21 protein-coding genes are annotated in these 24,296 nt (G+C 72.7%); 9 read left to right on the top strand and 12 right to left on the bottom strand.

Translation table 11 applies throughout. The annotated features are described in order from the left end of the window. Window position 1 precedes the first annotated feature (1 nt). The 5 genes from gatA to KME80_RS05865 all read right to left on the bottom strand — a co-directional run bounded on the left by gatA (window position 2) and on the right by KME80_RS05865 (window position 7,289). Entirely contained in the window at window positions 2-1,495 is a 1,494-nt protein-coding gene (gene gatA / locus KME80_RS05885) for an Asp-tRNA(Asn)/Glu-tRNA(Gln) amidotransferase subunit GatA (protein ID WP_219501052.1), read from the bottom strand. Beyond that, the gene (gene gatC, locus KME80_RS05880) at window positions 1,492-1,791 is read right to left on the bottom strand and encodes an Asp-tRNA(Asn)/Glu-tRNA(Gln) amidotransferase subunit GatC (protein WP_049556801.1); all 300 of its coding nucleotides are present in this window, start codon (window positions 1,789-1,791) and stop codon (window positions 1,492-1,494) included. The genes gatA and gatC overlap by 4 nt, the downstream gene beginning before the upstream one ends. A 99-nt stretch (window positions 1,792-1,890) precedes the next feature. Continuing rightward, window positions 1,891-3,951, bottom strand: a complete 2,061-nt coding sequence (locus KME80_RS05875; RefSeq protein WP_219501050.1) for a putative bifunctional diguanylate cyclase/phosphodiesterase — start codon at window positions 3,949-3,951, stop codon at window positions 1,891-1,893. A 130-nt stretch (window positions 3,952-4,081) separates the two neighbouring features. Then, window positions 4,082-6,277 carry an NAD-dependent DNA ligase LigA gene (gene ligA, locus KME80_RS05870; RefSeq protein ID WP_372455343.1) on the bottom strand — a complete coding sequence of 732 codons (2,196 nt, stop codon included), beginning with the start codon at window positions 6,275-6,277 and terminating at the stop codon, window positions 4,082-4,084. A 31-nt stretch (window positions 6,278-6,308) separates the two neighbouring features. Then, the gene (locus KME80_RS05865; protein ID WP_219501047.1) at window positions 6,309-7,289 is read right to left on the bottom strand and encodes a methionine synthase; all 981 of its coding nucleotides are present in this window, start codon (window positions 7,287-7,289) and stop codon (window positions 6,309-6,311) included. A 23-nt stretch (window positions 7,290-7,312) separates the two neighbouring features. Between KME80_RS05865 and KME80_RS05860 the strand changes: the two genes are divergently transcribed. Continuing rightward, window positions 7,313-7,942, top strand: a complete 630-nt coding sequence (locus KME80_RS05860) for an MBL fold metallo-hydrolase (protein WP_219501046.1) — start codon at window positions 7,313-7,315, stop codon at window positions 7,940-7,942. Here the strand turns inward: KME80_RS05860 and mnmA are convergent. Next, window positions 7,939-8,997: a tRNA 2-thiouridine(34) synthase MnmA gene (gene mnmA / locus KME80_RS05855; RefSeq protein WP_219501045.1), complete on the bottom strand. Its 1,059-nt coding sequence runs from the start codon at window positions 8,995-8,997 to the stop codon at window positions 7,939-7,941. The two genes, KME80_RS05860 and mnmA, sit on opposite strands and share 4 nt — an antisense overlap. A gap of 58 nt (window positions 8,998-9,055) precedes the next feature. Between mnmA and KME80_RS05850 the strand changes: the two genes are divergently transcribed. After that, the gene (locus KME80_RS05850; RefSeq protein WP_219501044.1) at window positions 9,056-10,087 is read left to right on the top strand and encodes a DUF695 domain-containing protein; all 1,032 of its coding nucleotides are present in this window, start codon (window positions 9,056-9,058) and stop codon (window positions 10,085-10,087) included. Here the strand turns inward: KME80_RS05850 and KME80_RS05845 are convergent. Further along, entirely contained in the window at window positions 10,080-11,243 is a 1,164-nt protein-coding gene (locus KME80_RS05845; RefSeq protein WP_308125624.1) for a cysteine desulfurase family protein, read from the bottom strand. The two genes, KME80_RS05850 and KME80_RS05845, sit on opposite strands and share 8 nt — an antisense overlap. 54 nt (window positions 11,244-11,297) lie before the next feature. Between KME80_RS05845 and KME80_RS05840 the strand changes: the two genes are divergently transcribed. The 7 genes from KME80_RS05840 to KME80_RS05810 all read left to right on the top strand — a co-directional run bounded on the left by KME80_RS05840 (window position 11,298) and on the right by KME80_RS05810 (window position 17,146). Continuing rightward, window positions 11,298-11,798, top strand: coding sequence for a TetR/AcrR family transcriptional regulator (locus KME80_RS05840; RefSeq protein ID WP_219501043.1), 501 nt, complete (start codon window positions 11,298-11,300; stop codon window positions 11,796-11,798). A gap of 87 nt (window positions 11,799-11,885) precedes the next feature. Beyond that, complete coding sequence (locus KME80_RS05835; RefSeq protein ID WP_219501042.1) at window positions 11,886-13,073, top strand: MFS transporter; 1,188 nt, start codon at window positions 11,886-11,888, stop codon at window positions 13,071-13,073. Window positions 13,074-13,165: 92 nt separating this feature from the next. Continuing rightward, entirely contained in the window at window positions 13,166-14,086 is a 921-nt protein-coding gene (locus KME80_RS05830; protein ID WP_308125623.1) for an ABC transporter ATP-binding protein, read from the top strand. After that, the gene (locus tag KME80_RS05825; RefSeq protein WP_219501040.1) at window positions 14,083-14,880 is read left to right on the top strand and encodes an ABC transporter permease; all 798 of its coding nucleotides are present in this window, start codon (window positions 14,083-14,085) and stop codon (window positions 14,878-14,880) included. Before KME80_RS05830 ends, KME80_RS05825 begins: the two co-directional genes overlap by 4 nt. 17 nt (window positions 14,881-14,897) lie before the next feature. Continuing rightward, window positions 14,898-16,013 carry a sensor histidine kinase gene (locus KME80_RS52605; RefSeq protein ID WP_219501037.1) on the top strand — a complete coding sequence of 372 codons (1,116 nt, stop codon included), beginning with the start codon at window positions 14,898-14,900 and terminating at the stop codon, window positions 16,011-16,013. Continuing rightward, window positions 16,010-16,615, top strand: a complete 606-nt coding sequence (locus KME80_RS05815; RefSeq protein WP_219501035.1) for a response regulator transcription factor — start codon at window positions 16,010-16,012, stop codon at window positions 16,613-16,615. The genes KME80_RS52605 and KME80_RS05815 overlap by 4 nt, the downstream gene beginning before the upstream one ends. A gap of 42 nt (window positions 16,616-16,657) precedes the next feature. Then, window positions 16,658-17,146: an HIT family protein gene (locus KME80_RS05810; RefSeq protein ID WP_219501033.1), complete on the top strand. Its 489-nt coding sequence runs from the start codon at window positions 16,658-16,660 to the stop codon at window positions 17,144-17,146. 42 nt (window positions 17,147-17,188) lie between these two features. On the opposite strand, the gene KME80_RS05805 is transcribed toward KME80_RS05810, so the two are convergent. From KME80_RS05805 to KME80_RS05785, 5 genes are all read right to left on the bottom strand, one after another. Next, entirely contained in the window at window positions 17,189-18,142 is a 954-nt protein-coding gene (locus tag KME80_RS05805; RefSeq protein ID WP_219501030.1) for an electron transfer flavoprotein subunit alpha/FixB family protein, read from the bottom strand. Between the two features lie 19 nt (window positions 18,143-18,161). Further along, window positions 18,162-18,941, bottom strand: coding sequence for an electron transfer flavoprotein subunit beta/FixA family protein (locus KME80_RS05800; RefSeq protein ID WP_219501026.1), 780 nt, complete (start codon window positions 18,939-18,941; stop codon window positions 18,162-18,164). Window positions 18,942-19,124: 183 nt separating this feature from the next. Next, complete coding sequence (locus KME80_RS05795) at window positions 19,125-20,321, bottom strand: serine/threonine-protein kinase (RefSeq protein WP_219501025.1); 1,197 nt, start codon at window positions 20,319-20,321, stop codon at window positions 19,125-19,127. 36 nt (window positions 20,322-20,357) lie between these two features. Then, window positions 20,358-22,133, bottom strand: coding sequence for a serine/threonine-protein kinase (locus KME80_RS05790; protein ID WP_219501024.1), 1,776 nt, complete (start codon window positions 22,131-22,133; stop codon window positions 20,358-20,360). Between the two features lie 16 nt (window positions 22,134-22,149). Further along, the gene (locus tag KME80_RS05785) at window positions 22,150-24,216 is read right to left on the bottom strand and encodes a serine/threonine-protein kinase (RefSeq protein ID WP_219501023.1); all 2,067 of its coding nucleotides are present in this window, start codon (window positions 24,214-24,216) and stop codon (window positions 22,150-22,152) included. Window positions 24,217-24,296 lie beyond the last annotated feature (80 nt).

Genomic DNA, 24,296 nt, shown 5'->3' with positions numbered 1-24,296 from the left:
GTCATAGCGACGGGGCCTCCTTCAGCAACGGGCCGCCCCAGCGGCTCTCCAGGGCCTTCTCGACGGCGGCGCCGACCCGGTAGCAGCGGTCGTCGCCCAGGACCGGGGCCATGATCTGCAGGCCGACCGGCAGACCGTCCTCGTCCGCCAGGCCGCACGGCACCGAGATGGCCGCGTTGCCCGTCAGGTTGGACGGGATGGTGTAGAGGTCGGCCAGGTACATGGCCATGGGGTCGTCGGCGCGCTCGCCGATCGGGAACGCCGTCGTCGGCGTCGTCGGCGAGATCAGCACGTCCACCTGCTGGTAGGCGGCCTCGAACTCGCGGGCGATGACGGTGCGGACCTTCTGCGCCTGGCCGTAGTAGGCGTCGTAGTAGCCGCTCGACAGCGCGTAGGTGCCGAGCATGATGCGCCGCTTGACCTCGGGGCCGAACCCGGCCGCCCGGGTCAGCGCCATGACCTCCTCGGCGCTGCGCGTGCCGTCGTCGCCGACGCGCAGGCCGTAGCGCATGGCGTCGAAGCGGGCCAGGTTGGAGCTGCACTCCGACGGCGCGATCAGGTAGTAGGCCGGCAGCGCGCTCGCGAACGACGGGCAGGAGACCTCGACGACCTTGGCGCCGAGCGACTCCAGGAGCTGGACGGCCTCGTTGAAGCGGGCCAGCACGCCCGGCTGGACGCCGTCGCCGCCGGCGAACTCGCGCACCACGCCGATGCGCATCCCGGCCACGTCACCGTTGCGGGCGGCCTCGACGACGGACGGGACCGGGGCGTCGATGGAGGTCGAGTCCATCGGGTCGTGCCCGGAGAACGCCTCCTGCAGCAGCGCGGCGTCGAGCACGTTGCGGGCGAACGGGCCCGGCGTGTCGAGCGAGCTGGCGAAGGCGATCAGGCCGTAGCGGGACGAGCCGCCGTAGGTCGGCTTCATGCCCACGATGCCGGTCACCGCGGCCGGCTGGCGGATCGAGCCGCCCGTGTCGGTGCCCGTCGACAGCGGCGCCTCATAGGCGGCCACGGCCGCGCTGGAGCCGCCCGACGAGCCGCCGGGCACCCTGGTCAGGTCCCACGGGTTGTGCGTGAGCTGGTAGGCAGAGTTCTCCGTGGAGGAGCCCATGGCGAACTCGTCCAGGTTGGTCTTGCCCAGGATGACCAGCCCGGCCTCGCGCAGCCGGCGCGTCACGGTCGCATCGTAAGGCGGGCGCCAGCCCTGCAGGATCTTGGACGCGGCCGTGGTCGGCATGTCGCGGGTGGTGAAGATGTCCTTGTGCGCGATCGGCACCCCGGCCAGCGGCCCGAGCTTCTCCCCCGCCTTCAGCCGGGCGTCGACGGCCCTGGCCTGCTCCAGCGTGGTCTCGCGGTCGACGTGCAGGAACGCCTTGACCTTGGGCTCGACCTCGGCCATCCGGTCGAGGTGCGCCTCGGCCACCTCGGCGGCCGACACCTCACCGGCGGCGATCATCGCGCCCAGCTCGGCGGCCGTCTTGCGGATCAGGCTCATGCCTCCTCCCCGAGGATGCGCGGCACCCGGAAGCGGTCGTCCTCGACGGCGGGAGCGCCCGAAAGGGCCTGCTCGGGCGTCAGGGACTGTCGCACCTCGTCGGGACGGAAAACGTTGGTCAGCGGGAGAGCGTGCGACGAAGGCGGCACGTCCTCGGCGGCGACCTCTGCCACCTTCGCGACCGACTCGATGATGGCATCGAGTTGCGTGGCGTAGTGGTCGAGCTCGTCGTCGGTGAGCGCCAGCCTGGACAACCGGGCCAGATGCGCGACCTCGTCGCGGGTTATGGCGGACATGAGTCGTTGAACCCGTTTCGTGGATGGAGTTTGGACACTCACATCCTAGGGGCGTCGGCCGATCGCCTCCGAACCATTACCCGTGCGCCGGTCCGCTGGTCAGGCGGTCTGGGTGACCTCGGAGCGAAGGTCGTAGGAGGCGTCGGCGCGGCGCAGCAGCCAGGCGGTGGCGTCGGCGGCGGGCATGGGCTGGCCGAACAGCCATCCCTGGCCGACGTCGCAGCCCATCTCGGCCAGCCGCAGGGCGACCTCGTCGGACTCGACGCCCTCGGCGACCGAGCGCAGGCCGAGGGAGCGGACCAGGTCGACGATGGAGCGGACGATGCGGTCGTCGTCCTCGGACTCGGCGATGCGGCGCACGAACGAGGCGTCGATCTTCACCTCGGAGACCGCCAGCCGCTGGAGCCGGATGAGCGAGGAGTAGCCGGTGCCGAAGTCGTCGAGCGCCAGGGGGACGCCGAGCGTGGCCAGGGCCTTGATGGTCTCGTGGGTGTAGGCCTGCTCGCCGGTCAGGATGCGCTCGGTGACCTCCAGCTGGATGGCGGCGGGCGGCAGCCGGAGCTTGGCCAGGCCGGCTTCGAGCTGTTCGGGCAGCGCGGAGCCGAGCAGGTCGCGGGCGGAGATGTTGACCGAGATCGGGATCTGCAGCCCGGTGTGCCACCAGCGGGCGGCCTGCTCCAGCGCCTCGTGGACGACGTACTCGGTGAGCTGGCGCATGAGGTAGGACTGCTCGGCGAGCGGGATGTAGTCGGACGGGGCGATCGGCCCGTGCACGGGGTGGTGCCAGCGCAGCAGCGCCTCGACGCCGTAGATGGCGCCGCCGGTGAGGCCGACCTTGGGCTGGTAGTGCAGCTTGAGGTCGGCGTTGTCGATGGCGCGGCGCAGGTCGCCGAGCAGGTTCAGGCGTTCGGGCGAGTTGCGGTCCTTGTCCGGCTGGTAGAGCTCCACCCCGGTGCGGCCTTCCTTGGCCAGGTACATGGCGACGTCGGCGCGCTGGAGCAGCAGCTCGAAGTCGGGGGCGTGGTCGGGGTAGAGGGCGATGCCGACGGAGCCGTCGAGGTCGAAGGACATGCCTTCGAGCCGTACGGGCTCGGTCAGCGCGGCCCGCAGCCGGGCGGCCACCTCGCGGGCCGCGTGGGCGTCGCGGATGGACGGCAGCAGCACCGCGAACTCGTCACCGCCCAGCCGGGCCACGACGTCGCCGGGCCGGACAGAGTGGGTGAGGCGGTGGGCGACCAGTTGCAGCAGCCGGTCGCCGACCGGGTGCCCCATCGTGTCGTTGACCTCCTTGAACCGGTCGAGGTCGAGGAGGAAGAGGCCGACCCGCTCGTCCTGGCGGGCCTCGGCGAGCGCCTCCTCGGTGGAGACGATGAGCATCTTGCGGTTGGGCAGCCCGGTCAGCTCGTCGTGCAGCGCCTGGTGGTCACGGCGCATGGAGAGCGTGGCGGTGAAGTAAACGGCCGCGAGCGGCGCCACGAACAGCGGCACCAGCCCCGGCGAATGGCTCATGACGACGACGACCAGCGGGGCCAGGCCGAGGAGCGCGGCGTACACGAGGCTCTGCGGACCGGCGGTGACCCGCAGGACGCGCACGATCGAGCGGCGCTCGTGCAGGGCGACCGCGCCGCTGACGAGCATGGCGCGGGCGGCGAAGTAGGCGACGCCGGACAGCGCGATGGCGAGCAGGTCGGGACCCGAGGGCACCCACGGCAGGGCGGCGCTGGGCACGATGCGGAACACGCCGAGCACCACGGCGGCGGTGGTCAGCGCGAGCGTCGACTGGGCGATGTTGAACATCACCCGGTGCCAGGCCTTGCGCGTGGCCACGCCGTTGACGACGACGGCGACGGCCTGCATGAGCGCGGCGACCGGCAGCCCGAAGTGGAGCAGCACGGCGAAGGTGAACATCGTCGACGGGTAGGTGCCGCCCACGGCGGTGGCGGACGACACCATGACGGGCCGCAGCTCACCGAGGACGACCAGGACCGCGAGCACCCAGAACAGCGGCGTGCGGACGAGCTCGGCGAACTCGGCGGTGTCGAGCCTGAGCAGGGCGACGACGAGCGCGGTGAAGCCGATCACGGTGACGCCCGCGAGGAACGCCCAGAGGGGCGTGCCGACGCGCGGTCCTGTGTCGCGGGTGTCGGTTGGGTCAGTCATCGGTAACAGAACCCCCATTAGGTCACTATGGGAGGGTACGACCTTAACCCCACTTCGCGAAACCAAGCGCGTACGTTCCGTCACGTCGCCTTCCCGGCATATACCCACCCAGCGTGTTATTAGCCCAACGCTACGTAGGCGGGGTTTCTTCCTTGAAGGCCAGCTCGGCGGCGGCTTCGGGGCCCTGTTCGAGCAGGGCGTGGAAGCCCTCGGCGTCCAGGATCGGCACCTTCAGCGAGAGCGCCTTGTCATACTTCGACCCGGCGTTCTCCCCCGCGACCAGGAACGACGTCTTCTTCGACACCGAGCCGGCCACCTTGCCGCCCCGCGCGGCGATGGCCGCGCCCGCCTGCTCGCGGGTGTGGTCGGGCAGCGTGCCGGTCACCACGAACGTGAGCCCGTCGAGCGTCTGCGGCAGCTCCTCGACGTCCGCGGGCGGCTCGTCGCGCATGCGCACCCCCGCCGCCTTCCAGCGGGTGACGATCTCGCGGTGCCAGTCGACCTGGAACCACTCCCGGATCGTCGCCGCCACGCGCGGGCCGATGTCGGGAACCTCGGCCAGCTCCTCCTCCGAGGCGTTCATGACGGCCTCGATCGACCCCATCGCGCTGGCCAGCGCCTGCGCGGTGGGCGGGCCGACGTGCCGGATCGACAGCGCGACCAGGACCCGCCACAGCGGCGCCTCCTTGGCGCGGGCGAGCTCGTCCATCAGCAGGTGGGCGTTCTGGCTGGGCCGGCCGTCGACGTTGGAGAAGAACGAGACGACCTTCTCCTCGCCGGTCTTCTCGTCGAGCTTGGGCAGGCCGGAGTCCTTGTCGCGCACCACGGACCTGATGGGGACGAGCTGCTCCAGCGTGAGGTCGAACAGGTCGGCCTCGGTGCGCACCACCGGCTCCTGCGAGGGGATCGGCTGGGTGAGCGCGGTGGCCGCGACGTAGCCGAGGCCGCGGATGTCGAGGGCCGAGCGCCGCGAGGCGAAGAACAGCCGCTCGCGGATCTGCGCCGGGCAGCCGCGCGCGTTGGGGCAGCGCAGGTCGGCGTCGCCCTCGCGCTCGTAGGCCAGCTCGGTGCCGCACTCGGGACAGTGGGTCGGCATCTCGAAGGGCCGCTCGGTGCCGTCGCGCAGCGCGGCGACGGGGCCGATGATCTCCGGGATCACGTCGCCCGCCTTGCGCAGCACGACCGTGTCGCCGATGAGCACGCCCTTCTTGACCACCACGGCCGCGTTGTGCAGCGTGGCCCGCTCGACCGTCGAGCCGGACACCACGACCGGCTCCATCACCGCGAACGGGGTGATCCGCCCGGTGCGCCCCACGCCGACCTGGATGTCCAGCAGCTTGGTGTTGACCTCCTGCGGCGGGTACTTGTACGCGATCGCCCAGCGCGGCGCCCGCGAGGTGGAGCCCAGCTCGCGCTGGATGCGGAACCTGTCGACCTTGACCACCACGCCGTCGATCTCGTACGCCGGGTCGTGGCGGTGCTCGCGGTAGTGCTCGATGTAGGCGTTGACGCCGTCGAGGTCGTCGACCACCTTGTACAGGTCGCTGACCGGCAGCCCGAACTCGCGCAGCCGGTCGTAGACCTGCGACTGGGCCTGCGGCTCTGCCGCGCCCTCCCAGACGCCGACGCCGTGCACGAGCATGCGCAGCGGCCGCTGCGCGGTGACGCGCGGGTCCTTCTGGCGCAGGGTCCCGGCGGCCGAGTTGCGCGGGTTGGCGAACGGCGCGACGCCCTGCTCGACGAGCTGCTCGTTCAGGATCTTGAAGTCCTCGACCGGGATGTAGACCTCGCCGCGCACCTCGACCAGGCTCGGCACGTCGTCGCCGATGAGCCGATGCGGGATGCCCTTGATCGTGCGCACGTTGGCCGTGACGTCGTCGCCGGTGCGCCCGTCGCCGCGGGTGGCGGCCCGCTCCAGCCTGCCGTCACGGTAGACCAGCGCCACGGCCAGCCCGTCGATCTTCAGCTCGCACAGGTAGGGGCCCGGGTCGTGCTCGGCCAGCCGCTCGGCCCTGGCAGTCCACTCCGCCATGCCCTCGGCGTTGAAGACGTTGTCCAGGCTCTCCATCCGGGCCAGGTGGTCGACCTTGGCGAAGTCGCCGGCCGCCGGGGCGCCGACCTTCTGCGTGGGCGAGTCGGGCGTCTGCAGCGACGGATGCTCCCGCTCCAGCTCCAGCAGCTCGTTGAACCACGCGTCGAACTGGGCGTCGCTGACCGTCGGCTGGTCCTCGACGTAGTAGCGGTAGCGTGCGTCCTCGACCAGCTCGCTCAGCTCGGCGTGCCGCTCCAGCGCGGTCACGGGCACGCCCCCTGCCTGCTCGCTCACCCCGTGCACTCCCCTCCGTAGCCGCTCCAGCCTATTCGCTGCCAGGATCGTCCCGCAGCACGTCGGCGGCCCTCCGGCACGCCGCCAGCGCCGCCTTGGCGTAGGCGGGCGAGGCCCCGGCGAGCCCGCACGACGGGGTCAGCACGACCTGCCCGGCCAGCCGCTCCGGCGCGAACCCGAGCCGCCGCCACAGCTCCAGCGCCGGCTTGGCCACCACGCCCACGTCGGGCAGCCGCGCGTCCCTGCCGGGCACCACCCCGAGCAGCAGCCCGATCCCGGCCTCGACCAGCTCGCCGACGGCGTCCTCTTCGCGCCGCCTGATCAGCGACGCGTCCACCGAGACCGCCCGCACGCCGGCCCGGCGCAGCAGCGCGAACGGCGCCGACGGCGCGCAGCAGTGCACCACCGGGTCGGTGAAGGAGCGCAGCGACTCCTCCACCCGCCACTCCTCGACCGCCGCCAGCCGCCCGAACCCGGACGCCGTCGGCACCGTGCCCGCCAGCACGCCGGGCAGCCCCGGCTCGTCGAGCTGCAGCACGATCCCGGTCACGCCGGGCAGCCGCCGCCGCACGTCCGCGCAGTGGTCGGCGACGCCCTGGGCCAGCGAGGCGATCATGTCGCGCACGGCCCCCCGGTCGGACAGCACCTTGTCGCCGTGGCGCAGCTCGATCGCCCCGGCCAGCGTCCACGGCCCGCACACCTGCAGCTTGAGCGGCCCGGCGTAGTCGTGGCCGACCTCCTCCAGGCCGTCGAGGTCACGCCGGAGGTGGTCGAGCGCCCGCTGGTGGTCGCGGCCCGGCCGGCCGGCGATCCGCCACCCGGAGGGCTGGACCTCGACGGGCAGGTCCACGAGCAGCGCCGCCGTACGGCCCACCAGGTCGGCCCCCACCCCCCGCGCCGGCAGCTCCGGCAGGTAGGGCAGGCCCGGCACCTCCCCGAACACGACGCGCAACGCCTCAAGATGATCCTCGCCCGGATGCGACCCGACTCCGGTGGCTCCCCACGTCAACATGGGACAAGCGTAGGCTCTCGAAGATGAAGCTCACGAAGTACGGTCACGCCTGCGTACGCCTGGAGAAGGACGGCAAGGTCCTGGTGGTCGACCCGGGCACGTTCACCGCCGATCCGGTGCTCGACGGCGCCGACGCGGTGCTGGTCACGCACGAGCACGCCGACCACCTCGACATCGACCGGCTGGCCGCCGCCTCGCCCGGCCTGGAGGTCTGGACCTGCGCCGCCGTCGCCGCCGAGCTGTCCGGCGTGCCGGTCCGGGTCCACGTGGTGGAGCACGGCGACGACTTCCAGGCCGCCGGTTTCTCGGTCCGGGTGTTCGGCGAGTGGCACGCCAAGAACCATCCGGACGTGCCGATCGTCAGCAATGTCGGGTTTCTCGTGGACGACGAGGTGTTCTACCCCGGCGACGCGCTGACGGTGCCGGGCGTCGAGGTGCCCACGCTGCTGGTGCCCACCAACGCGCCGTGGATGAAGCTGTCGGAGATGGTCGGCTATCTGCGGGAGGTGCGGCCCGCCCGGGCGTTCTCCACCCATGACGGGCTGCTCAACGACTTCGGGCTGGGCCTGGTCGACAACTACCTGCGGCTGGAGTCCGACGTGCAGAAGGCCGACATGCGGCGGCTGAAGACCGGCGAGTCGGTCACGCTCTAGGCGGCCGAGGCGATGGTGGCGGAGCCGATCACCGTGGCGCCCGAGTAGAGCACCGCGGCCTGGCCCGCCGCCACCCCGGTCGCGGGCCGGTCGAGGTCGATGACCAGACCGCCGTCACGCTCCTCGAAGCGGCACCCGTAGACCTCGCCGTGCGCCCTGAGCTGGACGGTCAGCTCGCCGTCGGCCTCGGGGCCGTTCCACACCGGGCGCTCGCAGGAGATCGAGGTGACCTCCAGCGCCGAGCGGGGGCCGACGGTAACCGTGTTGGACACCGGCTCGATCGACAGCACGTAGCGCGGCCGGCCGTCGGGCGCGGGCCGGTCGATGCGCAGGCCCTTGCGCTGGCCGACGGTGAACCCGTGGGCGCCGTGGTGGCTGCCGACGACCTCGCCGCCCTCGTCGACGATCGGGCCCTCGGCCGAGCCGAGCCGCTTGGCCAGGAAGCCGCGCGTGTCGCCGTCGGCGATGAAGCAGATGTCGTGGCTGTCGGGCTTGTCGGCGACGGTCAGGCCGCGCCGGGCGGCCTCGGCGCGCACCTCGGCCTTGGTGGAGCCGCCCAGCGGGAAGATCGCGTGGCTGAGCTGCTCGCGGGTGAGCACGCCGAGCACGTACGACTGGTCCTTGCCGGCGTCGACGCTGCGCGAGAGCACGCCGTCGACGAGCTGGGCGTGGTGGCCGGTGGCGACGGCGTCGAAGCCGAGCGCCAGCGCCCGGTCGAGCACCGCCGCGAACTTGATCTTCTCGTTGCAGCGCAGGCACGGGTTGGGGGTGCGACCGGCCGCGTACTCGGCGACGAAGTCCTCCACCACGTCACGCTGGAAGCGCTCCGCCATGTCCCAGATGTAGAAAGGGATGCCGATCACGTCGGCGGCGCGGCGGGCGTCGCGCGAGTCCTCGACCGTGCAGCAGCCGCGCGCGCCCGTGCGGTGCGATTGCGGGTTGGCCGACAGGGCCAGATGCACACCGGTGACATCGTGACCGGCCTCGGCGATCCGCGCGGCGGCCACGGCTGAGTCGACGCCGCCCGACATGGCGGCAAGCACACGCATTCCCATGACCATCCCAGCGTACTTGCTGTGCGACCCGCGGCTGCCGTCTGGGAGTATCTACGGCATGCGACTGTTCGGGCGCAAGAACGGCGAGGACGACTCCGCCGAGCGCATCGCGGAATTCTGGCGGTGGTGGGAGGACGCCCGTCCCGGGCTCGACGCGAAGGTGGCCGCCGGCGACCGCGCCTCACTCGCCGAGACGCTGGCCCCGGCCGTCAGCGCGCTGCACTCCGGCCTGGTCTGCGAGGTGGCGCCGGGCCGCAACGCCGTCCACGCGCTGGTCGTGACCGCCGCCGGTGACGCCGAGCTGCGGCCGCTGGCCCACCGCTGGGCGCTGGCGGCGCCGCCTGCCGACCTGGTGTGGGAGTTCCACCCGTCGCGGCAGGCCAACCCGCAGGCGGGTGAGCTCACGCTGGAGGCGGGCGGTTACGAGCTCGGGGTGGGCAAGCTGGTGCTCGGGCTGCGGGTGCCGCGCGGCGCGCCCCGGGTCGACGTGTCGGCCTACCACCCGATCTTCTCCGAGCTGGACGACGACGCCCGGCTCGACGCGGCGCTGCTGGCGCTCGACGCGGTTCTCGGCGAGGACGACGTGGCCCGCTGGGTGGGCGAGATCACCGCGGTGACGTCCCAGCCGATCGACGCGGTGCCCGCCGTCCACCTGCCCGCCGTGGTGGCCGACCTGGCCGCGGAGTTCGACGGGGAGCAGTGGGTGGCGCTGGAGGGCAGGACGGCCGGGGGCAAGCCGCTGACGGCGGCGGCCCGCTTCCCGCTGCGGCCGGTCGACTACCCGCTCTACGACGAGCACCTGGCCGTCACCCTGCCCTACGCCGGCCGCGACGCGGGCAAGCTGCCCGCCGGTGACTCCGTCGAGGCGCTGCGCGACTTCGAGGAGCGGCTGTCGCGCGTCCCGGGCGCGTGGGTGCTGGCCGCCCACCTGAGCGCCGAGGGGCACCGGATCTTCCACCTCTACGCCGACCCGGCGGGCGAGGTGCGCGGTCAGGTCGAGGAGCTGGCCGCGACGTGGGGCGAGGGCAAGGCCCGCGTCGACGTCGCCACCGACCCCGCGTGGAGCGCGGTGGCGGCGTTCATCAGCTGAGGCCGGCCCGGCGGGCGCGTTCGACGGCCGCCGGGAGCACCTCGATCAGCCGGTCGACGTCTGTCTTGGTCGAGGTGTGGCCGAGCGTGAAGCGCAGCGAGCCGCGGGCCGCCGCCGCGTCGGCGCCCATCGCCAGCAGCACGTGTGACGGCTGGGCCACCCCGGCCGAGCAGGCCGACCCGGTCGAGCACTCCACGCCCCTGGCGTCGAGCAGCATGAGCAGCGCGTCGCCCTCGCAGCCGGGGAAGGAGAAGTGCGCGTTGCCGGGCAGCCGGTCGTCGGGGTCGCCGTTGAGCACGACGTCGGGGACGGCTCGCCGTACGCGCTCGATGAGGTCGTCGCGCAGGGCGGTGAGGCGGCGCTGCTGCTCGGCCTGCTCCTTGACGGCGGTGCGCACGGCGGCGGCGAGGCCGGCGATGGCGGGGGCGTCGAGGGTGCCGGAGCGCACGTCGCGCTCCTGGCCGCCGCCGTGCTGGACGGAGACCGGGGTGAGGCCCCTGGCCAGCAGCAGGGCGCCGACGCCCATCGGGCCGCCGATCTTGTGGCCGGTGAGGGTGAGCGCGTCGGCGCCGGACTCGGCGAACGACACCGGGAGCTGGCCGACGGCCTGGACGGCGTCGGTGTGGAACGGGATGCCGTGGTCGCGGGCGATGGCGGCCAGGACGTGGACCGGCTGGACGGTGCCGACCTCGTTGTTGGCCCACATGACGCTGATCATGGCGACGTCGTCGGGGTCGCGCTCGACGGCGGCGCGGAGCGTGTCGGGGTGGACGCGGCCGTGCTCGTCGACCGGCAGCAGCTCGACCTGGGCGGCCTGGCTGTCGGCCAGCCACTGGGCCGGGTCGAGGGCGGCGTGGTGCTCGACCGAGCTGATCAGCAGGCGCTGCCGGGGGCGGCGGGCCCAGTAGAGGCCCTTGATGGCGAGGTTGTCGGCCTCGGTGCCGCCGGAGGTGAACACGACCTCGCTGGGGCGGGCGCCGAGCGCGTCGGCGATGGTCTCACGTGACTCCTCGACGACCCGGCGGACCTCGCGGCCGGCGGCGTGCAGGGAGGAGGCGTTGCCGACCCTGCCCAATTGCTCCGTCATGGCCTCGATCGCCTCGGGAAGCATGGGCGTGGTCGCCGCGTGATCAAGATAGGCCGACGGTCTGCTCACCCGGCTAGGGTATCTCGTTTGCTACTGTACCGTCCGGACGGTACAGTAGACGGCATGAGAAGGGACGAGCTGCTGGACGCCGCAGAGGATCTGCTCTGCGACCAGGGCTCGGCCGCGCTGACCCTGTCCGCCGTCGCCGACCGCGCCGGTGTGAGCAAGGGCGGCCTCCTCTACCATTTCGCGACCAAGGAAGCCCTGATCAAGGGCATGGTCGAGCGGCTGATCCAGGAGTTCGACGATCTCCTGGCCGCCCAGGACGACGCCACCTACACCGAGCGCTACCTCGGCGCCACGCTGGCCGCCGTCCGTCAGGGCAGGCTGCGACGATGGGCCGTCGTCACCGGCGCGTCGGGCAACATCTTCCTGCTCGCCCCGCTGCGTGAGGCGATGGCCCGATGGCACCGCGAAGAGCTCGCCGACGAGCCCGACCCGCTCGCCTCGCAGATCGTGCGCCTGGCCTGTGAAGGGCTCTGGGACGTGGCCAGCCACGAGCCGGAGCTCAACAGCGAGAGCGACCTGAGGGCCCTGGAGGCCCGCCTGCGGTCCATGCTCTGACCTTTCCCCCCTCTCCCTCCCCCCTTTTTCTCCTTTTCCGTTCGTTCCCGCCCGGCTCGCGCGAGCCGGGCTTTTGTGAGGTGCCTTATGACGCGCGACCTGAGGATGGCCCGGTACGGGGCGGTCCTCACCTTCGTCCTGGCCGGTCTGATGGTGGGCACGATGACCGTGCGCATCCCCGCGCTGACCGACAAGCTCCATCTGTCGGAATCCATGGTCGGCACCATCCTGCTCGTGTGGGGGCTGGGCGCGCTGGTGACCATGCAGTCGATGCGCCGCGTCATGGCCCGCGCCGGCAGCCGGACGGTGTTGCGCGTGGGCGGGCCGCTGACCGCGCTCAGCCTGGTGGGGGTGGCGTTCGCGCCCGACCTGCCGGTGCTGCTCGGCGCGGTGACGGTGTTCGGCATGGCGTTCGGCATGGTCGACATCGCCATGAACGCCCAGGGCTCCACGGTCGAGCGCGCCTACGGCCGGCCGCTGATGAACGGCATGCACGCCGGCTGGTGCGTCGGCGCGATCGCGGCGGGCGGCGTCGGCAGCCTGTCGATCGCGCTGGGCCTGTCGTTCACCGCCAACGTGGCGCTGGTCGGCCTGCTCGCGCTGCCCGTGATGATCGCCGTCGGCCGGACCTACCTGCCCGAGGCCCCCGTCGCCGAGGGCGCCACGGCGGCCCGCCGCCGCATGCCGCCGGTCGTCTACCTGCTCGGCGCGCTGATGTTCTTCGCGTTCATGGTCGAGGGCACGGTCGCCGACTGGAACGGCCTGTACATGCGCGACACGATGGGCGCCCCGGAGGCCGTGGCCGCGCTCGGCTACCCGATCTTCGAGCTGGGCATGCTGATCGCCCGGCTCACCGGTGACCGGCTGCGCTCCCGCTTCGGCGTGCGCGGCATGCTGACCGTCTCCGGGCTGGCCACGGCCGGGTTCTTCGCCGTCGTGCTGGCCGCGCCCGCCGCCGTGGTGGCGCTCGGCGCGGTGTTCTTCGTCGGCCTCGGCGTGGCGACGATCTCGCCGCTGACGCTCTCGCTGGCCGGCACCGCCACCCCCAACCCGGGCCCGGCGATCGCCCAGGCCGGGGCGATGGGCTACGCGGGCCTGCTGCTGGGCCCGGTGGTGATCGGCTTCCTGTCGGACGCCACCTCGCTGCGCACGGCGCTCGGCCTGGCCGTCGTGCTGGGCCTGCTGATCGCGGGCGCCGCCCGGTTCCTGCCCCGCCGGGAGAGCGCCGAGATCACCCCGCTGCCCACCAGGACCGAGCACGCGGCGGCCGCATGACAAATGTCACCGTCTGACCCCGCGATCCTCCCGGGAGATCGCTGAGAACGCACACTGCCGGGCGGGCCCCTCCGCCCGGCAGAGTGAGGTCCGTGAACACGACAGCGATCGAGGTGCGGGACCTGCACCAGAAGTACGGCGACTTCGAAGCGGTCAGGGGAATCGGCTTCGAGGTCGGCCGCGGCGAGCTGTACGCGCTGCTCGGCACCAACGGCGCGGGCAAGACGACCACGCTCGACGTGCTGGCCGGCTACGCGCCGCCGACGAGCGGCCAGGTGCGCGTGCTCGGCCACGACCCGATCGGCGAGCGCGCCGAGGTGCGCCACCGGATGGGCATCGTGCTCCAGGAGGCGGGCTTCTACAAGGACCTCACGGTCGCCGAGACCGTCGACGCCTGGCGCCGCTGGACCCCGAACGCCCTGCCCAGGGGCGAGGTGCTGGAGCGGGTCGGGCTCCCCCACCGGGCGGGCGTGCGCGTCTCCCAGCTCTCCGGCGGCGAGAAGCGGCGCCTGGACCTGGCGCTGGCCGTGCTCGGCCGGCCCGAGCTGCTCTTCCTCGACGAGCCCACGACCGGGCTGGACCCCGAGGCGCGGCGCAACGTGTGGGAGCTGATCCGCGACATGGTCGCCGAGGGCACCACCGTCCTGCTCACGACCCACTACCTGGACGAGGCCGAGCAGCTCGCGCAGCGCCTGGCCATCATGCACGGCGGCCGGATCGTCACCGAGGGGTCGCTGGCCGACGTGGTCGGCGGGCGCGGCACCCGTGTCACGTTCCGGCTGCCCGGCGTCCTGCCCGGCGACCTGCCGTACGTGCCGGGCACGGCCGGGCGCTCGGTGACGCTGAGCGGCGATGCGTACACGGTGGAGACCCACCAGCCGCAGGAGGACCTGCGGGTGCTGCTGAGCTGGGCGCACCAGCACGGCAGGGAGCTGGACGGCCTGGAGGTCCGCAGGCCGACGCTCGAAGAGATCTTCCTTGAGGTGGCAGCGGCGGAGAGGGTGGCGGCGTGAACTGGTTGTCGATGGTGTGGGCGCAGGCGCGGCTCAACCAGACGGTCCTGCTGAGGCAGCGCGGCATGGCGTTCACGGTCCTGCTGCTGCCGCTGTTCCTGGCGTTCGTCTACACGGGCGGCCCGCAGGGGGCCGAGATGGTGAACGGCGTGCCGGCCGGGGTGTTCGCGGCGGTGAGCGCGATCGCGGTGGTGCTGCCGTTCTCGTACATGACGATCGCCACCGCCGTGGTGGTGCGGCGCGAGGAGCGCGTCTACAAGCGGCTGCGCGGCAGCGCGCTGCCCACCAGCGCGATCTTCGCCGGTGACATCGTGCACGCGACCATCCTCGGGGCGGTCCAGGCGGTGATCATCCTGGTGTTCGCCATGGGCGTGGCCGGCGCGCCGATGCCGAGCAACATCCCGCTGCTGCTGCTCGCGTTCCTGCTGGGCGCCGCCGTGTTCGCCGCGCTGGCGATCGGCACGGCCGGGCTGATCCCCAACTACGAGGTGGCCCAGCTCGTGGCGCTGCCCGTGCTGTTCGTGAGCATGTTCGGCGCCGGGCTCATGTTCCCGGTGAGCGTGCTGCCCGAGTGGGGTCAGCGGGTCGCCGAGATGCTGCCGCTGTCGCCCATCGTGGCGATGATGCGCACCGCGATCCTGGGCCGCGACTTCGCCGCCGACGCCGCCCCCGCCGTGGGCTTCCTGGAGTCGTTCCAGGTGTCGGCCGTCGCGATCGGGATCGGCCTGCTGTGGATCGGCGTCGGCCTCTGGTCCACCCGCCGCTACTTCCGGTGGGATCCGCGCCGCGCATGACCGTCATAATGCGACGTGTGAGCGCGCCCGTCGTCAGCACCAGGGTCATCGCCGGCGTGGCGGTGGCCCTGTTCGCCGCTCCCATGGTGTTCTCCCTGGCGTCGGCGGTCGTCGCCTTCTCCACCGGCACCGCGGGCCGGTGGTGGCCGCTCACGCTGGCGATCCTGCTGGTGACGCTCCTCACGGTCAGCTACGCGCGGGTGCTGTGGGCGGCCTTCCTGGGCCGGCTGACGTGGCGGCACCGCCTCGACGTGGCCGCGATCGCGGTGATCGCCTACGGGGTGCCGCTGTTCGCCGGGGCCGGCTGGATCGGGCTGCCGATGGCGTTCATCTCGGTGGCGTCCGTGGTGTTCGTCCGGCCCGCCGTGACCTGGACCGTCACGCTCGCCGCGATCGCCGTCACGCCGGTGCTCATCCTCCTCATCGGGATGCCGCTGCCGGTCGCCCTGCTGTACGGGCTGCTGGCCATGCCGACGATCGCGCCGATGACGTACGGGGTGGCCTGGCTCTGCCGCCTGATCGACGACCTGCGCGAGGCGCGGGCCGAGCTGGCGCGGCGGGCCGTGGACGAGGAGCGGCTGCGCTTCTCCCGCGACCTGCACGACACCCTCGGCCACACCCTGCACGCGATCGCGCTCCGCGCCGAGCTCGGCGAGCGGCTGGTCACGACCAGCCCGGAGCGGGCCGGCGCGGAGCTGGCCGAGATCCAGCGGATCGCCCGCACCTCCGTGCACGACGTGCGCGAGCTGGTGCGCGGCTACCGGGCCACGTCGCTGGCGACCGAGCTCGACGGCGTCGCCGCCGTGCTCGGCGCGGCCGGCATCCGCTGCGACAAGCCCGAGCTGCCCGCCGAACTGCCCGGCCACGTGCACGCGCCCCTCGGCTGGGTGGCGCGCGAGGCCGTCACCAACGTCCTGCGCCACAGCACCGCCACCTGGTGCGAGGTGACCGTCCACACCGAGGAGGGCAGCGTGCACCTGGAGATCGTCAACGACGGCGGCCCGAGCACCGGCCGCTTCAGCCGGGGCAACGGGCTGACCGGCCTGGCCGAGCGCATGAAGGCCGCCGGCGGCGCGCTGGAGGCCGAGTGCGGCGGCGGCCGCTTCCGCATCACCGCGTCGGTGCCGCTGTGATCAAGCTGCTCCTCGCCGAGGACCACCACCTGGTACGGGGCGCGTTCGTGGCACTGCTGGGCACCGAGCCCGGCATCGAGGTGGTCGCCGAGACCGGCCGCGGCGACGAGGCCGTGCGCCTGGCCGTCGAGCTGCGTCCCGACGTGGCCATGCTCGACATCGACATGCCCGGCCTCGACGGCCTGGCCGCGGCCGAGCTGATCGGCGCGCAGGTGCCCGGCTGCCGCATCGTCATCGTCACCGGCCACGGCCGCCCTGGTTACCTGCGCCGGGCGATGGCGGCGGGCGTGCGCGGCTTCGTCGGCAAGGACAACCCGGCCACCACGCTGGCCAAGGTGATCAGGCAGGTGCACGACGGTGGCCGCTACATCGACCCCGAGCTGGCCGCCGACGCGCTGTCGAGCCAGGAGTGCCCGCTGACGCCCCGCGAGCTCGACACGCTCCGCGCCGCCTCCGGGGGCGCGCCGGTGTCGCGGATCGCCCGCCAGCTGAGCCTGTCGGAGGGCACGGTGCGCAACTACCTGTCCTCGGCGGTGACCAAGCTGGCCGTGGAGAACCGGCACGCCGCCGTCCGCCGGGCCCGGGACCTCGGCTGGCTCTGACACGACCGCCGGCTTCGTACGGTCGTTGGCTTTAATGTGATCATGGAGAGAAACGTCCGCTTCGACGTCGACGCCTACGTGGCGCGCGTCCGGTCCTCGCCGTGCTTCATCTGCGCCATCGTCGCCGGCGACCCGGCCTACGACGCGGAGGAGATCGTCTACGAGGACGAGCACCACCTGGCGTTCCTGAGCCGCTACCCGACGGTGCCCGGCTACGTGCTGGTGAGCCCCAAGGCCCATCTCGAACACGCGGTGCGCGACCTGGACGAGGACGCCTACCTGGCCCTGATGCGCGTGGTCAGGAAGGTGGCGCTGGCCGTGGAGGCCGTCGTGCCGTCGGAGCGCACCTACCTGCTGACGCTCGGCAGCCAGCAGGGCAACTCCCACCTGCACTGGCACATCGCGCCGCTGCCTCCGGGCACCCCGTACGAGCAGCAGCAGTTTTACGCGCTCATGTCGGAGAACGGCCTCATCCCGTGGGCCCGGGAGCAGGCGGCCGACCTGGCGCGGCGGTTGAGAGAGCACCTGTGAGCGAACCGGCGGGCCCCCAGGTGGGGAGCCCGCCGGGTCCGGTCACTTGCGCTTGTTCACCTCTTCGGTGAGCTGCGGGACGATCTGGTGCAGGTCGCCCACGATGCCGTAGTCGGCCAGCTCGAAGATCGGCGCTTCCGGGTCCTTGTTGATCGCGACGATGGTCTTCGCGGTCTGCATGCCGGCCCGGTGCTGGATGGCGCCCGAGATGCCCGCGGCGATGTAGAGCTGCGGGGACACGGTCTTGCCGGTCTGGCCCACCTGGAACTGGTGGGGGTACCAGCCGGCGTCGGTCGCGGCGCGGGAGGCGCCGACGGCCGCGCCGAGCGAGTCGGCCAGGCCCTCGATGACGGAGAAGTTCTCCGCCGAGCCGACGCCGCGGCCGCCGGAGACCACGATCGCGGCCTCGGTGAGCTCGGGGCGGGCGCCCTTCTCCTGCTTGACGCGCTCGACGATGCGGGCGGCCTTGGCGGAGTCGGTCAGCGCGACCGACACCTCCTCCTCGGCACCGGCCCCGGCGGCGGCCACGGGGGCCGTCGAGTTGGGGCGCACGGCGACGATCGGGGTGCCCTTGGCCACCTTCGCCTGGACGTTCACGCCGCCGCCGAAGATCGACTGCTCGGCCACGAAGCCCTCGCCGAGGCCGACGGCGTCGGTGATGACGCCCGAGTCGGTCTTGACGGCCAGCCGGCCCGCGATCTCCTTGCCCTCGGCCGTGGCGGCGACCAGGACGGCGGCTGGCGACTGGGCGGAGACGAGCTGGGCGAGCAGCTCGGCCTTGGGCGCGACCACGTAGCCGACGATCTCCTCGGAGCCGGCCACGTAGATCTTGTCCGCGCCGTATTCGGCGAGCTTGGCCTTGGCCTCGGCGGTGGCGCCGGGGCCGGCCCAGACGGCGGACGGCGAGCCGAGCGAGCGGGCGAGGGTCAGCAGCTCCAGCGTGACCTTCTTGACCTCGCCGTCGACCTGCTCGACGAGAACGAGAATCTCCGACATATCAGTAAACCCCCCGTTCTCAGATGAACTTCTTGGACGCCAGGAAGTCGGCGACCTTCGCGCCGCCGTCGCCCTCGTCCTTGACGATGGTGCCGGCCGCGCGCGGCGGGGCGGCGGCGAAGTCGACGACCTGCGACCAGGCGGCGCCGAGGCCCACCTGGGCGGCGTCGATCTCGGCGTCGGCCACGGTCAGCGTCTCGACCGGCTTCTTCTTGGCCGCCATGATGCCCTTGAAGGACGGGTAGCGCGGCTCGTTGATCTTCTCGACCACGGACACGACGGCGGGCAGCGTGGCCTCGACCTTGTCGTAGCCGTAGTCGGTCAGCCGCTGGACGCTGATCGAGGAGCCGTCGACGTCGACCTTGTTGGCCAGCGTGAGCTGCGGCGTGCCGAGGCGCTCGGCCAGCATCGCGGGCAGCACGCCGGTGCGCGCGTCGGTGGACTCGGAGCCGAGGATGACCAGGTCGAACCCGATCTTCTTCAGCGCCTGCGCCATCGCGTAGGAGGTCGACAGCGCGTCGGAGCCGTGCAGCGCGTCGTCGGTCAGGTGGACCGCCTTGTCGGCACCCATCGCGAGGGCCTTGCGGATGGTCTCGGTGGCCTTGCCCGGCCCCATGGTCAGGACCGTCACCTCGCCGCCGTGTGCTTCCTTGAGCTTCAGAGCCTCCTCGACGGCATACTCGTCAAGCTCGTTCACCACGCCGTCGACCGCGTCACGGTCGAGCGTCTTGTCATCGGACCGCAGCTTGCGCTCGGTCGCCGTGTCGGGGACCTGCTTCACGCAGACGACGATGTTCATGGCCGGTGGCCGACCTCCCGTGTTCGCGTGCGCCACCGCGTCGTTGCGGCGGCGCCGGATGCATGCTGTCCAGACTGCCAGGTGCCCCGTGGCGTTGTGACATCGGGGCTCCAGCGGTCATGTTACCCATCAGTAGCTTGCGTGCAAACGCCAGCGACTCTCACCATACCGAACTTTATTCGGTCACGCGGAGAGCAGGAACACGACCCCCACCACCAGGGCCGTGCCCGCGAACAGCGCCAGCACCGGCGTGGTGAAGATCGCGCTCAACGCCACCGAGAGCCCCAGCGCCCCCGCGATCCCCGCGAAGTCCGCCACGATCCGGCCCTTCCTGAACGGCCCGCGCGAATAGAGCCCGAACCCCGCGTCGATGACCACCACCAGCGTGAACGCCGACAGCAGGAACAGCGCCACCTCCGGCAGCGGCTCGCGCGCCGCGGCGGCCAGCAGCGACACGAACACCCCCGAGCCGATCAGCCAGCGCCTGCGCACCCGCTCGCGGTGCCGGGCCCTGGCGACCTCCGCCGGCTCCTTGCGGGGCAGCCGCATCTCACGGGTGGACAGGTGATGCACATCACCCGCCGCGCGCCGCCGCGAGAAGCGCGGCTTCGCCGGCGCCTCCACCCCCAGCCGCTCGCAGATGCGCGCCGCCGTCGGCCGCGCCGCCGGATCGACGGCGAGGCAGTCACGCAGCAGCGGCTCCAGCCACCCCGGCGCGCCCTCCAGATCGGGCTCGTGATGGACCACCCGGTAGGCGACCGCCGAGGCGGGCCCCTGACCGTACGGCTGCCGCCCCGTGGCGGCGTAGGCCAGCGTCGCGCCGAAGGAGAACACGTCCGCCTCCGGCCCCGCCTGGCCGCCCTCCAGGACCTCGGGGGCTAAGTAGCCGGGCGTGCCGACCACCGCGCCCGACGCCGTGACCGACAGGGAGTCGAGCGCGCTCGCGATGCCGAAGTCGATCACCACGGGCACCCCGTCGGCCATCATCACGTTGGCCGGCTTGAGATCGCGGTGCACCACGCCGGCCTCGTGCATGGCCAGCAGCGCGTCGGCCAGCCCGGTGGCCAGCGACCGCAGCTCCGCCACCGGCACCGGCACCGCGCTCAGCGGCCTGCCCTGCACGTAGCGGGTGACCAGGTAGGGGCGCGAGACGTCCAGCGAGGCGTCGAGCACCTCCGCCACGTGCGGCCCGCCCACCCGGCGCATGGTCTCGACCTCACGGGCCAGCCGCGCCAGCGCGCCCCCGTCGGTCACCACGTGCGGGTGCAGCACCTTGACCGCGACGGTCCGGCCGTCGGGATCGAGCGCCAGATGCACTTCGCCGAACCCGCCCGAGCCCAGCCGCGAAAGCAACTGGTAGGGGCCGAGGTACTCGCTCATACCCCCTACTTTCCCCCCGGGCGGCTCCGGAGACACTCACGACCAGGGTGACAGGAAGCCGAGCCCCAGATTCTTCAGCAGGTCGCCGATCAACCCGGTGATGAGGCCCACCGCGCTGTCCTGGGCGCGTTCGGTCAGCTCGTTGATCACCGTCTCGGGTGCGCGCCACGGCTCCCACGACGGATCCTGGCCCAGCGCGAACATCACCGCGAACAGCGCCAGCGTGCCCACGGCCACGGTCGCGACCAGCGCCGCGCCCGGCGAGCGCAAGGTCGCCGTCAGCGTGCGGGTGACCGCCTTGCGCGGCGCCCCGCCGCCCGGCAGCAGGAACAGCCCGGCGGTGAACGCCCCGGCGGCGTAGGCGGCGGCCTCGTTCACGCCCATCCCGCCGCCCCAGCGCAGCACCCCCCACACGCACACGCCGAACAGGATCGACAGCGGCACCTGCGCCACGCTCACCAGCGCGGCCTTGACCAGCGCCCACGGCGTGCCGACGAGCACCAGCAGCGGATCGGCCGCGCTGCTGCCGCGCACCTGGCGGCGCTTGACCATGTCGCCGAACAGGTATTCGCCCATCCGGAACACCAGCGCCAGCACGATCGCGACCATGCTCACCACGACCGGCATCATCACGGCCAGCGCGACGAGCGACACCATCAGCAGCAGCCCGACGAACTGGCTGCCCACCAGATAGCGCTTGCGCTCGGCCGGCCTCGGCTGCGGCGGCGGCGTGTAGGGCCTGGCCTGCGGCTGCGCCGAGGGCCTGGTCGGCGGCGGCGCCGGATAGCCCGCGACCCGCTGGTCCGGCCTCGGCGCCGCCGGGGGCCGCGCCGAGATCGGCGCGGGGACGTAGGGCGGCGGCCTCTCCTCGCGCGCCGGCGGGCGGCGGTCGTAGTCGACCGGCGGCAGCACGTCGGCGAACGACTCCATCACCCGCGTGCGGTTGAGCAGCCGCCTGGTGCGGCTCGGCGCCTCCGGCGGCGTCTCGTGGAACGTCGTCACCGACGGGTCCAGCGCCTTGGCCATCTTGAGCAGCTCGCGGGCGTCGGGCCGGTCCTCCGGCTCCACCTGGAGCGCCCGGCTCAGCCAGCCGCGCAGCCACACGGGCGCCTTGTCGAGCTGGGCCCGGCCCTCCATGATGTTGAAGCAGACCGCCTCGAACGTGCCCGTGCCGAACGGCGGGCCGCCCACCGCGGCGAAGAACACCGTCGAGGCCAGCGAGTGCACGTCCGCCTTCTGCGTGATGTCGGAGTCGCGGATGATCTCCGGCGCCAGATAGCCCGGCGTGCCGACGAACATGCCCGTCTGGGTCAGCCGCGTGGCGTTGACCAGGTGGGCGATGCCGAAGTCGATGACCAGCGGCTCCTCGCCCACCAGCATGACGTTGGACGGCTTGAAGTCACGGTGGATCACGTCGGCCGCGTGGATGGCCACCAGCGCCTGGCACAGGCCCTGCGCGAGCTTGATGATCTGACGCGCCTCCAGCGCGCCGTCGGCCAGCACGGTCTCCTCCAGCGTGCGGCCGGGGGCGAACCGGGTCACCACGTACGGCTGGCCGCCCACGAGCTCGGCGTCGAGCACCTCCGCCACGTACGGGCTGCGCACCCGGCGCATCGTCTCGACCTCGCGGGTCAGCCGGTCACGCGCCTTGAGGTCGGCGGCCACGTGCGGATGCAGGACCTTGACCGCGACCTCGCGGCCGTCGCCGTCGACACCGAGGTGGACAACCCCCATGCCGCCCTCGCCGATTCGCCTGACCAGACGGTAGGGGCCGAGCCGCTCCGGCGTCTGGGTGTCGCCGCCCGTGCTCATCGCAACCGTCCCCGCGTCATCCGTCGTCGCCCCCGTTCAGCTTCTCCAGCAGATCCGTCGCCGAGCCGACGTCGACCGGACTCCATACGGCCTCCCTCGCGTCGTCCCCGTACGTGCCGTAGGCGAGGATGAGGGAGAGGGCGGCCCCTGCCGCCAGGACTCCCGCCATCACCATCGCCGCTGTCCTCGAGGGTACGAGCGATGAGAGCGTCCTGCGCATCTGCCTTCCGGGGCCCTCCACCCCCGGGCCGGCGCAGACGGTCCACAGCGCCACCGCCGCCCCCCAGGCCAGCGCGTTCGACGGGTCCATCTTGACTACCACGGTGAGCAGGAGCGTAACGGGCAACCCCAGAATGAGAGCGTAAAGAACGAGCGCCAGCGTGATGCCCGCCGACTTGGCCAGCGCCTGCGGCAGCCCGAACACCCTGACCACGTCGAGGGCCGCCGCGCTGCTCGGGCGGCGCACGGTCAGCGACGGCTGGGCCAGGTCGGCGGCCCGCAGCAGCACCGCGACCGGCACCGCCACCACCGCCACCAGCACCGGGGCCAGCGCGGCCAGCACGATCATGATGATGAGCAGCATCGCGCCGGCCACCGCGTAGGCGGCCGACTGCTTGAGCGGCTGGCCCGGGAGCGCACCCGGGATGAACGGCTCGCGCCGCGTCTGCGGCTCGGGCGGGAACTGCGCCTGCGCCGGGATGTAGGGCGGCGGTGGCACCGGGGCGCCGCGGCCGTAGTCGGGCGCCTCCGGGCGCACCCGCCGCGTCGGCACCTCGCCCTCCGGCGGGTGGACGGCGGGCGCCTGGTTCCACGGCAGGCTCTGCCGGCCCGCCTCGCGCTGCATCTGGCGCAGCTCCTCCGGGCTCACCCGGCGGGTCGGCCACGGGTCGCCCTGGCCGGGGAGCAGCGACACGTACTGCTGGTCGGCGGTCTGCGGCGGGGCGTGCGGCGGGCGTCCGTCGACGACCTGGCGCGGCGTCACGGGCGGCGTGGCGGCCTCCCACGGCTGCCGGTCCTGCCCGTGCGCTGCCACGTCGCTCCCGTACGGCCGCGCCACCGGCGCGCCCTGGGGGCCGCTGCCGTGGGGGTGTCCTGCCGGTGCGTCCTGGGGGCCCGTCCCGTACGGGGGACGCGCGGGCGGTTCCTGCGCGCCCGTGACCGGAACGCCCTGCGGGCCGGTGCCGTAGGGCGGGCCGGGGCGGTCGGTGTAGGGCGGCGGCAGGTGCTCGCCCGTGCGCGGCGGCCCGTCGGGGCGCGGCACGGTGGAGATCTGGTCGGGCGCGCCGCCCGGCGGCCTGGGCAGCATGCGCGCGGTCTGCTCGGCCAGCTCGGCCGCCTTGGGCCGCTTGGCCGGATTGCGCTGGAAGGCGGCCTTGAGCAGCGGCTGGATCGCCTTCGGGGCGGCGCTGACGTCGGCCTTGCCGGCGGTGATGTTGTAGAAGACCATCTCCAGCGTGCCCTTGCCGAAGGGCGGCTGGCCGGTGCCGGCGTAGAGCAGGGTGCCGGCCCAGGCGTGGATGTCGACCTCGGGCCCGGCCTCCTGGCCCTCGATGATCTCCGGCGCCAGGTAGCCCGGCGTGCCGATGAACATGCCCGTCTGGGTCAGCCGGGTCGCGTCGACCGCCTGCGCGATGCCGAAGTCGATCAGCACCGGCTCACCGTCGAGGATGAGCACGTTGCCCGGCTTGAGGTCGCGGTGGATGACGCCCACCGAGTGCACGGCGGCCAGCGCCGCGGCCACCCCGTAGCCGACCTTGAGCAGCGCGGGCAGGTCGAGCGGCCCGTCGTTCTTGACGATCTCGTCGAGCGCGCGGCCGGGCACGTAACGCGTCACGATGTACGGCCGGTGACCGGTCACGTCGGCGTCGAGCACCTCGGCGATGTAGGAGCTGCGCACCCGGCGCATCGTCTCGACCTCGCGCGCGAGCCGTCGCCTGGCGACCTCGTCACCGGCGACCTCGGAGCGCAGGACCTTGACCGCCACCTGCCGCCCCTGAGGGTCGGTGGCGAGGTGGACCACGCCCATTCCGCCCTCGCCGAGCCGCCTGAGCAGCCGGTAAGGGCCGAGTCGGTCATCGTTCATGGCATGAAGCACCATACCGGCTTAATCCCCGCCCACGAGATGAACCACGAGGCCACATTCCCACTCGTACAACGTCCAGA

Origin of the sequence: Nonomuraea ceibae, from assembly GCF_019396325.1 — a bacterium.
Classification (GTDB): domain Bacteria; phylum Actinomycetota; class Actinomycetes; order Streptosporangiales; family Streptosporangiaceae; genus Nonomuraea; species Nonomuraea ceibae.
The sequence above is the reverse complement of the archived record's forward strand: the minus strand, read 5'-3'. Positions and strand labels throughout refer to the sequence as shown.

Coding starts and splice junctions, on each gene's coding strand:
- gatA (WP_219501052.1), bottom strand. CDS start 1,495: ATGAGCCTGATCCGCAAGACGGCCGCCGAGCTGGGCGCGATGATCGCC.
- gatC (WP_049556801.1), bottom strand. CDS start 1,791: ATGTCCGCCATAACCCGCGACGAGGTCGCGCATCTGGCCCGGTTGTCC.
- KME80_RS05875 (WP_219501050.1), bottom strand. CDS start 3,951: ATGACTGACCCAACCGACACCCGCGACACAGGACCGCGCGTCGGCACG.
- KME80_RS05865 (WP_219501047.1), bottom strand. CDS start 7,289: ATGTTGACGTGGGGAGCCACCGGAGTCGGGTCGCATCCGGGCGAGGAT.
- KME80_RS05860 (WP_219501046.1), top strand. CDS start 7,313: ATGAAGCTCACGAAGTACGGTCACGCCTGCGTACGCCTGGAGAAGGAC.
- mnmA (WP_219501045.1), bottom strand. CDS start 8,997: ATGGGAATGCGTGTGCTTGCCGCCATGTCGGGCGGCGTCGACTCAGCC.
- KME80_RS05850 (WP_219501044.1), top strand. CDS start 9,056: ATGCGACTGTTCGGGCGCAAGAACGGCGAGGACGACTCCGCCGAGCGC.
- KME80_RS05840 (WP_219501043.1), top strand. CDS start 11,298: ATGAGAAGGGACGAGCTGCTGGACGCCGCAGAGGATCTGCTCTGCGAC.
- KME80_RS05835 (WP_219501042.1), top strand. CDS start 11,886: ATGACGCGCGACCTGAGGATGGCCCGGTACGGGGCGGTCCTCACCTTC.
- KME80_RS05810 (WP_219501033.1), top strand. CDS start 16,658: ATGGAGAGAAACGTCCGCTTCGACGTCGACGCCTACGTGGCGCGCGTC.
- KME80_RS05805 (WP_219501030.1), bottom strand. CDS start 18,142: ATGTCGGAGATTCTCGTTCTCGTCGAGCAGGTCGACGGCGAGGTCAAG.
- KME80_RS05800 (WP_219501026.1), bottom strand. CDS start 18,941: ATGAACATCGTCGTCTGCGTGAAGCAGGTCCCCGACACGGCGACCGAG.
- KME80_RS05795 (WP_219501025.1), bottom strand. CDS start 20,321: ATGAGCGAGTACCTCGGCCCCTACCAGTTGCTTTCGCGGCTGGGCTCG.
- KME80_RS05790 (WP_219501024.1), bottom strand. CDS start 22,133: ATGAGCACGGGCGGCGACACCCAGACGCCGGAGCGGCTCGGCCCCTAC.
- KME80_RS05785 (WP_219501023.1), bottom strand. CDS start 24,216: ATGAACGATGACCGACTCGGCCCTTACCGGCTGCTCAGGCGGCTCGGC.